A 10,120-nucleotide genomic window follows, 5' to 3' on the forward strand; every position below is an offset into this window, starting at 1 on the left:
CCAGCACTCCGTGATCCGCCGCGGCCCGCCCGCCGCCGCCTGCCTCCTCGCTGCCTGACGCGACGCGACCAGCACCCCACACGTGCGACCCACCGTGCAGGACCTCTGGTCAGAGCCGCGGGGCCGCAGGACGATGCCCGCGTGGAGCCCTACTGGGAACTGACCTTCGACGCCGACGGGGATGCCGACACCGCGCAGCGCGACCGCCTCATCGCCGGGGTGGCCCGTGAGCGCGTCACCGATCTGCTCGTCCTCGCGCACGGCTGGAACAACGACCAGGACACGGCGAGGGACCTCTACCGGCGGTTCTTCACGCCCTGCCGGGACCTCGCGGGCACGGGCGTACGCCTGGGATACGTGGGCGTGATCTGGCCCGCGATCCGCTTCCCCGACGAGCCGATCCCCGACTTCGAGCGCTCCACCGCGGCGGCCGCGGGCGCGGGTGCGGGTGCGGGCCCCCTGCTCGACGAGCCGACCCGGCGGCTGCTCGCCGCGACGTTCCCCGGCCATGACGGCGAACTGGAGCGCATCGGCGCCCTGTTGGCCGAGCGCTCCGGGGTCGCATCCCGCCTCTACGAGTACGGCCGCCACGTACGCGATCTCGTCTCCGTGCACGAGAACAGCCCCGCGCGGCGCTTCGCCGACGACATCTGGAGCGGCGAGCCCGCCATGCTGACCGACGACGCCGTCGAGGTGTGCGAGCTGTTCGCCGCCGCGATGGAGGGCACGGGGCAGCAGGAACTCTTCGGGAGTCTGCGCAAACGCCTCTGGAACGGGGCGCACGAACTCCTGCGCCAGGCCAGCTACTACGCGATGAAGCGCCGGGCGGGCACGGTGGGCCAGCTGGGACTCGGCCCCACGGTCGGGCTCCTGGTCCGCGACGCGCCCGCGCTGCGGGTGCATCTCATCGGGCACAGCTTCGGCGCGCGGCTCGTCTCGTACGCGCTGCGCGGGATGCCGGAGTCGGTGCGCGGCGTGAAGTCGACGACGCTGCTCCAAGGCGCCTTCTCGCACTACGCGTTCTCCGGCCGGCTGCCGCACGACCCGCGCCGGGCCGGTGCGCTGCACGGCGTACAGCGCCGCATCGACGGCCCGCTGGTGTCCTGCTACTCGCGCCACGACGACGCCCTGGGCAAGCTCTATCCGCTCGCCTCGAAGATCGCGGGGGACTCCTCGACCTTCCTTGGCCTGTGGGAGCGCTGGGGCGCCATCGGCTACAACGGGATCCGCGCGGTCGACGGCGCCAAGCGCGTCAAGCTGGGCCGGGCGATCCCCGCCAAGGGGTGCGTGAGCGTGGACGCGGCGGCGGTGGTGCGGCGCGGCGGTCCGCCCGCCGGCGCGCACAGCGACATCTGCCATGAGGAACTGGCGCGTGTCGTGTTCGCCGCGGGGCGGATCGCCCTTGCCTGACTCCCTTGCTCCTGGCGGTGCTTGGGGAACCCCTTCAGAAGCCCCACATAGCTCCAGCTCACGGCCGCCTTATGTCAGCCATCGAAAATCGGATGGAAGCCGAGGGAGCCGAATCGCGTGTCGATACGTCTACTCGGCAACGTCCGAGAACGTGCGACGGAGGTGCAGGGCGATGGCCGGATTCCGGAGTCTCGCGAGACAGGTGCGCGATCCGCAGAGCGATCTGGCGCTGCGGCGCTACTCGCTGCGCAAGTGCCTGGAGAGGTTCGCCCCTTACGGCCACCGGGCGACCTGGGACCATCTGTGCTCCCGGGCGGGCTTCGGGCCCGAGGACCGGTCGCCCGATCCGGCGCGGCTCGTCGCGGCGCTCGACGAACTGGAGGCGGCGCGGGCGGTCTGGCTCGCCTACGAAGAGGGTTTCGCGGAGCGCCGCCGCAAGGAGAAGCACGACGGCCTGCGCCGGCCGGGCAGTGTGGACGACTGGCACCGGTGCACGTGGGGCGGCTGCGGCGTCGCCTGGTGCGACGACCCCGGCATCCATCCCTCCGAGCCGCTCGCCGAGGTGCTCCGCCGGCTGATAGCGGCGCTCGAACGGGACCCCGGCACGGTCTGCCCGGTGTGTGTGCGGCCCGATCTCGTCTGGAAGCACGGCCTGGCGCACGAGCCGTCCTCGGGCCCGGTCTGCACGAACTGCGGGATCGTGGTGCCGATTCCGGTGCTCACGCCCGCGACGACGGCACGGGCGCGAACGAAGCGGGAACGACCGCTGGTCTCCGCCTGATCAGAACCATCGGAACCACCAGAACCGCTCAGCCTGATCAGAATGTGTTCAGGGAGTCATGACGTCCGTCTGGATGGCCAGCTTGAACTCGGCGAGCACGAGCGGCGCGGCGATCTTCACGTCGCCGGCGCCGCGCGCCGACACCTTGAGGCCGACGGGCGTCTGCGGATGCACGAACATCTGCCAGCTGTACGTCCGGTACTGCCCGCCCCGGGTGGGCACCCAGTCGGTGGTGGCCGTCGAGTCGTACCCCGTCGAGCCGCCGAGCGGATCACGTACGTAACGCGTCCGGTACTCCGTGCACCGGCCGTCCGCTCCCCAGAAGACCATCGCGGACAGGGTGCCCCAGCCGTCGTGACTGGGCCAGATGAGCCCGGAGCGGGCGTCCGGGAACCGGGACGGGCTGGTGTGTCCCTTGCCGGGGTCGTGCATGTGCCACGGGTCGTACGACTCCTCGGCGTCGTCGTACGGAAACCGCACGAGGTGGTAGCCGTCGCTGTCGTACGTGATCTTCTGTGGCCCTGTCCTGGCGGCTTCCCACTTCAACGAGCAGACGGCGATTCCCATCGGCCCTCCCCTGTGTGTTGTCCTGTGGTGATGCAGCTCTGTGTGAACGGCGCCCGCGGCGCGGGTGACGGTGCGGTGATCCCGGTGTCGCCCGGGGCGATGGCGGAGTCCGTGGCGCGGGCCGTCGCGGCCGGGGCACGGGATGTGCACGTACACCCCAAGTCCCCTTGTGGACAAGACACGTTGGCGCCGCGCGCGGTTGCGGCCACGCTCGACGCGGTACGTGCCGCGGCCTCCGTCCCTATAGGGGTGACCACCGGCGCGTGGGCCGAAACGGATCCCGGCCGGCGGGTGGGGCTGATCCGCGCCTGGACGGTGCTCCCCGACCACGCGTCGGTCAACTGGCACGAGCCGGGCGCGGAAGCGGTGGCCCGGGCGCTGCTCGACCGGGGCGTGGGCGTCGAGGCGGGCCTGTGGTCCGGCACGGACGGCGCCCGGCGGTTCGCCGCGTCCTCGCTCGGCCCGCGCGTCCTGCGGGTGCTCGCCGAGGTGACGGACCCCGACCCCGGGACGGCCCCGGAGTCGGCCCGCGCGCTGCTCGCCGCGATCGGCCCCGCGCACGGCCGCCCCGTGCTGCTGCACGGCGAGGAGGGCGGGGCCTGGCCGGTGCTCCGTCTGGCGGGGCGGCTCGGCCTCGCGACCCGCGTCGGCCTGGAGGACACCCTGTTCCTGCCGGACGGGCAACGGGCCGCGTCGAACGCTCAGTTGGTCTCGGCGGCGCTCGCGGAACTGTCGGCGGCGTCCCAGTAGGGGTCGTCCCAGCGCTCGTCGTAGGGCAGGGCGAGGAACCCGATCCTGGTGGCCAGGTCCGGGTCCGCGCCGACGGCACGCAGCCGGGCCGGGGCGTGCTCGGCGAGCCACCGCTGTATCTCACGGAGGGGCTCATCGCGGTCGAACCAGTACCACCACGGGACCACGCCGCCCAGGTCGTCGTACAGCAGATCCTGCTCCCACGCCTCACAGGCCCGTGCGAGCTGCTGGTCACCAAGGCCGCCCGGAGACTCCTGGGCCCACCGCGCGAGCAGGGGCGTGACGGTGCCGCCCAGGTCGACGCAGTAGGCGAAGACGCGCGTGACGTCGTACGGAGATGTCTCCCGCCGCAGGAAATCGTCCCACCAGGCGTCGATGAACTCCCGTACGGCGGCGGCCTGCTCGGGCGGCCACTCGGGCCAGCCGGAGAGGCCGAGACCGCAGGCGCCGTACCCCATCCCCTTGAAGTCACCGGCGGCCAGCCATGTGCAGAACTGCGGAAGGAGGCGGCGGATCACGGCCGGATGGTCGCCAAAGTGGTTGGCCACCTCGTGCATGAACGCGCACAGGAGATCGTCCGGGAGCGGCGCGTCCGGCCGGTGCAGGAGGGCGATGTCCTGCTCCCCGTAGCAGTAGGTGCAGCCGGTCTCGCCCGGTGCGGCGGTGAGGCCGCCGAAGAGGTCATGGATGCGGTCGAGCGCCTCGGCGAGGCGGGGCGTGACGGTCATGGCGGGGTTCCTGACGGGACTCCGGAGCGCGGCGGGCGGATGTGCCGCCGCCGTCCGAAGAGCGTGACGCTACCAGGCCGATATTGGTTCGCTCCAGCGCTTTGCCGACGGGACAGTTGGGGGCGATGACCATCGAGGTGCGCACGCCCTGAGCTGCGCGAACCCTAGGAGCCCGTTCCCATGTCGACGCTGCGCGTCACCGCCGAAGTGCTGACCATCCATGAGCATCCCAACGCCGACGCCCTCGAACTGGCCCAGGTGGGCCTGTACCGGGCCGTGGTCGCCAAGGGCGCCTACCGCACCGGCGAGAGCGCCCTCTACATCCCCGAACAGTCCGTGCTGCCCGCCGAGTTGATCGAGGAGCTGGGTCTGACGGGGCGGCTCGCGGGCGGCAGGTCGGACCGGGTGAAGGCGGTACGGCTGCGGGGCGAGCTGTCGCAGGGCATCGTGTGCCGGCCGCGTGCGCTCGCGGATGTCGACCTGGCGGCCGCCGCGGCGGACGGCACGGACTTCGCGGAGCGGCTCGGCGTCGTCAAGTGGGTGCCGCCGGTGCCGCCCACGATGGACGGCGAGGTGGAGGCAGCGCCGGATCTGCTGCCGTGGGTCGACATCGAGAACGTCCAGCGCTACCCGGACATCTTCGAGCCCGGCGAGCCGGTGGTCCTCACGGAGAAGCTGCACGGTTCGGCCTGCCTCCTGACGTATGTGGCGGACGGCGCCCGTGTCCATGTCTCGTCGAAGGGCTTCGGCTCCAAGTCCCTTGCCCTGAAGGAGGATCCGCGCAATCTGTACTGGCGCGCGGTGCACGCCCACGGGGTCGCGACCGCGGCGGCCGCACTGGCCGAGCGGCTCGGCGCGCGCCGGATCGGCGTCTACGGCGAGGTGTTCGGCGCGGGCGTGCAGGACCTGACGTACGGCGCGGACGGCCGCCGGGACACGATCGGTTACGCGGCCTTCGACGTCTGCGCGGACATCGACGGCGCGCTGCGCTGGCTGGATCCGGCGACGGTGCTCGGCGGTGAACTGCCGCTGGTGCCACGGCTGTACGAGGGTCCGTACGACACGGATGTGGTGCTCGCGACCGCTTCGGGGCGCGAGACGGTGTCGGGGCGCGAGCTGCATCTGCGGGAGGGCGTGGTGATCCGGCCCGCGGTCGAGCGGTACAGCGCGGTGACGGGAGGCCGCGCCATCGCGAAGGCGGTCAGCGCCGCGTATCTGACGCGGAAGGGCGGGACGGAGTTCGAGTAGGGGGACGCGGGGTGATCGGATCGGTGGGCGGGTAAGGCCTGTTCCTCAGCTGAGACCTTCGTCCACCACCTGGACATGGTCCGCGATCCCCACCACAAGAACCCGAGTCCCCTCTTCCAAGGGGCGCCACCGGTGCGGGAGTTCAGCGGCGCAGTACAGGGTGTCACCCCGCTCGAGGCGGTAGACGGAGCCCGCCGCCTCCACCTCGGCCGAGCCGTCGGCGACGTACAGAACCTCGTCGTTGCGGTGGCGGAACTCGCGGCCCCAGCCGTGGTCACCGGTGAACTCCAGGGCGTGCAGCCGCTGGTGACCGCGGACCAGGGGGCGCATCCGCGCCTCGCGCGCACCCTCACCCTCACTCACGGCGACCGAGTCGCCCCGCACCACGTCGACCGGTCGCGGCGCCTGCGCCGCGGCGAGCAGCTGGACGGCCGTGGTGTCGAGGGCGTCGGCGATGCGCTGCAGGGATCCCATGCTGGGCCGGGAGCGGCCGTTCTCCACCTGGCTGAGGAAGGGCGCCGACACCCCCGCCCGCGCCGCCACTTCGGCCAGGGTCAGGTCCAGGGCGCGGCGCAGCCTGCGGATCCCGGGTCCTACCTGCGGGGTCTCCGCGTCGTCAGTCCTACCCATATCGCGAAGCCTATCTCTTGGGTTAACGTCTTCCGCACCACTTAAGAAACTTAAGTAGACGAGAGGACGGACCCACCATGGCCCGCGTGGACCAGAATCAGCGCCGCCGCCGCGGCACCGGCCTGATGGCCCTGGACGAGGACGCCAGTTACGGCGGCTACACCCTCTTCGCGCCGCTCACCGGCGGCGGCGAGGTCTATCTGATCGACACCCGCGGCGAGATCGCCCATCAGTGGAACCTGCCGCACCGCCCCGGCCGGCACGCGCGGATCCTGCCGAACGGGAACCTCGCCTACAACGGCGTACTCCCCGGCGAGCCCGCGCTCTTCCCGATGTGGCACAAGTACCGCGGCGGGATCATGCAGGAGATGTCCCCGGACGGCACGGTCCTGCGCGAGCACCGCGACCCGCTCCAGCACCACGACGCGCACCACTACGGCGACGGGCGGCTGCTCTACACCGCCCTGGAGCCGCTGACCGGTTCCGACGCGGCCGCCGTGCGCGGTGGTGTGCCCGGCTCCGAGGCCGACGGCACCACGGTGTGGGCGGACACGATCGTCGAGGTGGACGCGGACGGGAACAGGACGTGGGAGTGGAAGGTCTCCGAGCACCTCGGCCGCGAGGACTTCCCGCTCCACCCGGACTACGCCCGTGAGCACTACCCGCTGATCAACAGCGTCCTGCCGACGAGCGACGGCGACATCCTCGCCAGCTTCCGCTCGGTCTCCGCCGTCGTCGTCATCTCCCGCGAGACCGGCGAGATCATCTGGTGTTCCGAGCCCGGCGTCGTCTCCCAGCAGCACTGCCCCACCGAGCTGGCGAACGGCAACTTCCTCGTCTTCGACAACGGCGTCTTCCGGCCGCACTGGGACGTGCCGTTCAGCCGCGTCATCGAGATCGAGCGGGCGAGCGGCAAGGTCGTCTGGGAGTACCACGACCCGGCCCGCGAGTCGTTCTTCGCTCCGTTCATGGGCAGCGCTCAGCGGCTGCCGAACGGCAACACCCTGGTCACCGACTCCCCCGCGGGCCGCCTCTTCGAGATCACCGCCGACGGCTATCTCTGCTGGGAGTACGTCGTGCCGTACTTCGGCGGCTACCAGGAGGAGGAGGTCCGCAAGCTCTTCCCCTCCGAACCCAACGCCGTCTTCCGCGCCTACCGTTACGCGGCGTCCGAACTGCCCTGGCTGGCCGCGGCGCACGACTCAGCGAAGGGCTGACCCGGTGGCCGCCGCCGTCGACGAACGTCTGCCGCTGCCACGCCTCGCCCCGCTCGCCGTCCAGCATCTGCTTGCCGGCGTCGCGGCCCCCGTCTCCTCGGTGATCCTGATCGGCACGACACTGCGGCTCGACGCCGGGCAGACCGCCTCGCTGCTCAGCGCCACGCTGGTGCTGTGCGGGGCAGGCGCACTGCTCCAGTCCCTGGGCGTGCGGGCGCTGCGCGTCGGCGCGCGGCTGCCGTTCCTGATGCTGCCGGGCGGCGCCGCGGTGGCGATCTTCCTGCAGATCACGCAGGAGTACGGGCCCGCGACGGCCTCGGGGTCCGTGCTGCTCGCCGCGGCCTTCCTGATCTGCGTACTGCCGTTCTACGGACGGGTGGTGCGGCTGTTCCCGCCGCTGGTGATGGGCACGACGGTCGTCCTGATCGGCATCAACATGATCAAGGTGACGGCGCCGATGGTGGCGTCGGATCCAGGACCCGGCTTCGCCACGCTCGGCGTCATCGCCGTCCTCTTCCTCGTGCTGCGCGGCGTATGGCGGCAGATGGCGGTGCTCTTCGGGCTCGCGGGCGGCACCGTCGTCGCGCTGCTGCTCGGCACCGACATCCATCTCGCGTCCGGCGCCGCGTTCGCGCTGCCGGAGCCGTTCCCTTACGGCGCCCCGCACTTCGACCTGCTCGCCGCGATCCCGCTCCTCGTCTTCGCGCTCGCCTCGCTCGCCGAGGCCACCGGGCAGACCGTGCTCAACAGCGAGGCGGTCGGCCGCACCCCGGACGCGGGCCGCGACGTGCCGCGCATCGCCCGCGCCGACGCCCTGGTCTCGCTGGGCTCCGGCGTCTTCGGTACGTCGCTGATGGTGACCAGCGCCGAGAACATCGGCATCGTCCAACTGACCCGCGTACGCAGCCGGTTCGTGACGGCGGGCGCGGGTGTGCTGCTCGTCGTGTGCGGTCTGTTCACACCGCTGACCCGGGTGCTCGCCGCGATCCCCGAACCCGTCGTCGGTGCCGCGGGTCTGGTGATCTACGCGGTGATCGCGGTCCTCGGCTTCAGCATGCTCTCCCGGGTCGACCTGACGCACGGCACCGCCAGCGTGGTCGTCGCGCTCGCCCTGGTCGCGGGACTGCTCCCGGTCATGGCCCCCGGGATGTACACGGGCCTGCCGTCCTGGGCGCACACCGTCCTCGGCAGCGGGGTGGCCGCGGGGGCGCTGGCGGCGGTGCTGCTCAGCGCCGTCTTCCGCAGCCTTGGACCGGGCGAACCGCCCGAGGTCACTTCCGCGTCTGCCGCTCCGCCAGCAGACGGGAGCCGGTGAGGCGGTCGCCGAAGACGTCGTCCGGGTTGGAGAGCACACACGTCTCCAGGGAGAGACAGCCGCAGCCGATGCAGTCCGTGAGGTGATCGCGCAGGCGGCCCAACTGCTTGATGCGCTCGTCCAGTTCCGAGCGCCAGGTCTCCGAGAGGCGCGCCCAGTCCTCGCGGGTGGGGGTGCGCTCCTCGGGGAGCGAGTCGAGCGCGTCACGGATGGTGGCGAGCGGGATGCCGACGCGCTGCGCGGCACGGACGAAGGCGACGCGGCGCAGCGCGTCACGGTGGTACCTGCGCTGGTTGCCCGAGGTGCGGCGGCTGCTGATCAGGCCCTTGGACTCGTAGAAGTGCAGGGCGGACACGGCGGCGCCGCTGCGGGCCGACAGCTGGCCGACCGAGAGCTCGTGGATCTTCTCTGGGATCTGGGGCACCCCTCAGACCCTAATGGCTGATCCGTTGACACACACCGACGCACCCCGCATGCTGAGCAAGCGCTTAGTTCGAATTCTTTGAGGAGGCCAGGGACATGGCAGAGCCGAGGATCTTCGCGTCGGCCGACGACCTGCGTGCCGGAGTCGGCGAGCAGCTCGGGCACAGCGATTGGCTGGAGGTCGACCAGAAGCGGATCGACCAGTTCGCCGACGCCACGGGCGACCACCAGTGGATCCACGTGGACGCGGAGAAGGCGGCCAAGGGCCCCTTCAAGACGACCATCGCGCACGGCTATCTGACGCTGTCGCTGCTGCCGAGCCTGGTGCCGCAGGTGATGCGCGTCGAGGGCATGAAGATGGGCGTCAACTACGGCACCAACAAGGTCCGCTTCCCCTCCCCCGTGCCCTCGGGCTCCCGGGTGCGGGCGACCGCGGTCCTCAAGGAGGTCGAGGGGACCAAGGACGGCGGTGTACAGGTGACGGCGACGGTCACCGTCGAGCGCGAGGGCGCCGACAAGCCCGCGTGCGTCGCGGAGTCGGTGTCCCGCTACTACTTCTGAGACCCGCAGGGGTACTTCTGAGACCCGCCCGGGTCAGGGCTTGCGGGCCGCCACCATCCGCAGCACGAGGTCGGCGTAGAGCGCGCCGACCTCGTCGGGCGTCCGGTGTCCCGCGACGTTGAACCAGCGCGCCACGTCGATGCAGAGCGAGAGCACGGCGAGCGTGGTGCCCGGCACGTCGGGGACGTCGAACTCCCCCGCCCGCACCCCGTCGTTGATCATGTCCCGCACCGCCGCGTCCGACTGCCGGCGCAGCGCGACGATCTCCGTGCGGTGCTCGTCCCCGAGCGCGTCCAGCTCGTACTGGACCACCCGCGCGGTGGTGTGGTGGGCGGCGTGCCAGCGGACGAAGGACCGCACGGCCGCGGCGAGCCGCTCCGCCGCGCCGCCGGGGCCGTCGGCGGCGGTCCGCAGGATCGCGAGCGCCTTGTCGTGGCCGATCCTGCTGATCCGGTGGAGCAACTCTTCCTTGGTCTTGTAGTGGATGTAG

12 protein-coding genes are annotated in these 10,120 nt (G+C 71.6%); 7 read left to right on the top strand and 5 right to left on the bottom strand.

Features of this window, described 5'->3' with window-relative positions:
- Window positions 1-141: 141 nt before the first annotated feature.
- Together ACFWY6_RS40120 and ACFWY6_RS40125 are read left to right on the top strand one after the other, a co-directional pair.
- Window positions 142-1,410 carry a serine-threonine protein kinase gene (locus tag ACFWY6_RS40120; RefSeq protein WP_384701241.1) on the top strand — a complete coding sequence of 423 codons (1,269 nt, stop codon included), beginning with the start codon at window positions 142-144 and terminating at the stop codon, window positions 1,408-1,410.
- A 172-nt stretch (window positions 1,411-1,582) separates the two neighbouring features.
- Window positions 1,583-2,191, top strand: coding sequence for a hypothetical protein (locus ACFWY6_RS40125; RefSeq protein WP_384701244.1), 609 nt, complete (start codon window positions 1,583-1,585; stop codon window positions 2,189-2,191).
- Between the two features lie 48 nt (window positions 2,192-2,239).
- Here ACFWY6_RS40125 and ACFWY6_RS40130 read toward each other — a convergent pair whose 3' ends face one another.
- A complete protein-coding gene (locus ACFWY6_RS40130) occupies window positions 2,240-2,758 on the bottom strand; it encodes a hypothetical protein (RefSeq protein ID WP_384701247.1) in 519 nt (172 codons plus the stop codon).
- 27 nt (window positions 2,759-2,785) lie between these two features.
- Here ACFWY6_RS40130 and ACFWY6_RS40135 point away from each other — a divergent pair, with 27 nt between their 5' ends.
- On the top strand, window positions 2,786-3,508 hold the full coding sequence (locus tag ACFWY6_RS40135; RefSeq protein WP_384701249.1) for a 3-keto-5-aminohexanoate cleavage protein: 723 nt from the start codon (window positions 2,786-2,788) through the stop codon (window positions 3,506-3,508).
- Here ACFWY6_RS40135 and ACFWY6_RS40140 read toward each other — a convergent pair.
- A complete protein-coding gene (locus tag ACFWY6_RS40140; protein ID WP_384701252.1) occupies window positions 3,460-4,236 on the bottom strand; it encodes a hypothetical protein in 777 nt (258 codons plus the stop codon). The two genes, ACFWY6_RS40135 and ACFWY6_RS40140, sit on opposite strands and share 49 nt — an antisense overlap.
- A gap of 180 nt (window positions 4,237-4,416) precedes the next feature.
- Here ACFWY6_RS40140 and ACFWY6_RS40145 point away from each other — a divergent pair, with 180 nt between their 5' ends.
- Window positions 4,417-5,484: an RNA ligase (ATP) gene (locus tag ACFWY6_RS40145; RefSeq protein ID WP_384701254.1), complete on the top strand. Its 1,068-nt coding sequence runs from the start codon at window positions 4,417-4,419 to the stop codon at window positions 5,482-5,484.
- Window positions 5,485-5,529: 45 nt separating this feature from the next.
- On the opposite strand, the gene ACFWY6_RS40150 is transcribed toward ACFWY6_RS40145, so the two are convergent.
- Window positions 5,530-6,114, bottom strand: coding sequence for a helix-turn-helix domain-containing protein (locus ACFWY6_RS40150; RefSeq protein WP_384701257.1), 585 nt, complete (start codon window positions 6,112-6,114; stop codon window positions 5,530-5,532).
- Between the two features lie 77 nt (window positions 6,115-6,191).
- Between ACFWY6_RS40150 and ACFWY6_RS40155 the strand changes: the two genes are divergently transcribed.
- Both ACFWY6_RS40155 and ACFWY6_RS40160 read left to right on the top strand, forming a co-directional pair.
- Window positions 6,192-7,331, top strand: a complete 1,140-nt coding sequence (locus tag ACFWY6_RS40155) for an aryl-sulfate sulfotransferase (RefSeq protein WP_384701260.1) — start codon at window positions 6,192-6,194, stop codon at window positions 7,329-7,331.
- Between the two features lie 4 nt (window positions 7,332-7,335).
- Window positions 7,336-8,646: a uracil-xanthine permease family protein gene (locus tag ACFWY6_RS40160; RefSeq protein ID WP_384701264.1), complete on the top strand. Its 1,311-nt coding sequence runs from the start codon at window positions 7,336-7,338 to the stop codon at window positions 8,644-8,646.
- Here the strand turns inward: ACFWY6_RS40160 and soxR are convergent.
- On the bottom strand, window positions 8,603-9,070 hold the full coding sequence (soxR, locus tag ACFWY6_RS40165) for a redox-sensitive transcriptional activator SoxR (protein ID WP_360778010.1): 468 nt from the start codon (window positions 9,068-9,070) through the stop codon (window positions 8,603-8,605). The two genes, ACFWY6_RS40160 and soxR, sit on opposite strands and share 44 nt — an antisense overlap.
- Window positions 9,071-9,165: 95 nt before the next feature.
- Here soxR and ACFWY6_RS40170 point away from each other — a divergent pair, with 95 nt between their 5' ends.
- Window positions 9,166-9,630: a MaoC family dehydratase gene (locus tag ACFWY6_RS40170; protein ID WP_266868748.1), complete on the top strand. Its 465-nt coding sequence runs from the start codon at window positions 9,166-9,168 to the stop codon at window positions 9,628-9,630.
- 33 nt (window positions 9,631-9,663) lie between these two features.
- Here the strand turns inward: ACFWY6_RS40170 and ACFWY6_RS40175 are convergent.
- Window positions 9,664-10,120, bottom strand: a 457-nt coding sequence (locus tag ACFWY6_RS40175; RefSeq protein ID WP_384701268.1) for a TetR family transcriptional regulator, incomplete at its 5' end; no start/stop codon positions are given.

Source organism: Streptomyces sp. NPDC059037, assembly GCF_042740015.1.
Lineage (GTDB): Bacteria > Actinomycetota > Actinomycetes > Streptomycetales > Streptomycetaceae > Streptomyces.

What these genes read in the sequence shown, in the direction of transcription:
- ACFWY6_RS40125 (WP_384701244.1), top strand. Translation starts at nt 1,583, where the DNA reads ATGGCCGGATTCCGGAGTCTCGCGAGACAGGTGCGCGATCCGCAGAGC.
- ACFWY6_RS40130 (WP_384701247.1), bottom strand. Translation starts at nt 2,758, where the DNA reads ATGGGAATCGCCGTCTGCTCGTTGAAGTGGGAAGCCGCCAGGACAGGG.
- ACFWY6_RS40140 (WP_384701252.1), bottom strand. Translation starts at nt 4,236, where the DNA reads ATGACCGTCACGCCCCGCCTCGCCGAGGCGCTCGACCGCATCCATGAC.
- ACFWY6_RS40145 (WP_384701254.1), top strand. Translation starts at nt 4,417, where the DNA reads ATGTCGACGCTGCGCGTCACCGCCGAAGTGCTGACCATCCATGAGCAT.
- ACFWY6_RS40150 (WP_384701257.1), bottom strand. Translation starts at nt 6,114, where the DNA reads ATGGGTAGGACTGACGACGCGGAGACCCCGCAGGTAGGACCCGGGATC.
- ACFWY6_RS40155 (WP_384701260.1), top strand. Translation starts at nt 6,192, where the DNA reads ATGGCCCGCGTGGACCAGAATCAGCGCCGCCGCCGCGGCACCGGCCTG.
- ACFWY6_RS40170 (WP_266868748.1), top strand. Translation starts at nt 9,166, where the DNA reads ATGGCAGAGCCGAGGATCTTCGCGTCGGCCGACGACCTGCGTGCCGGA.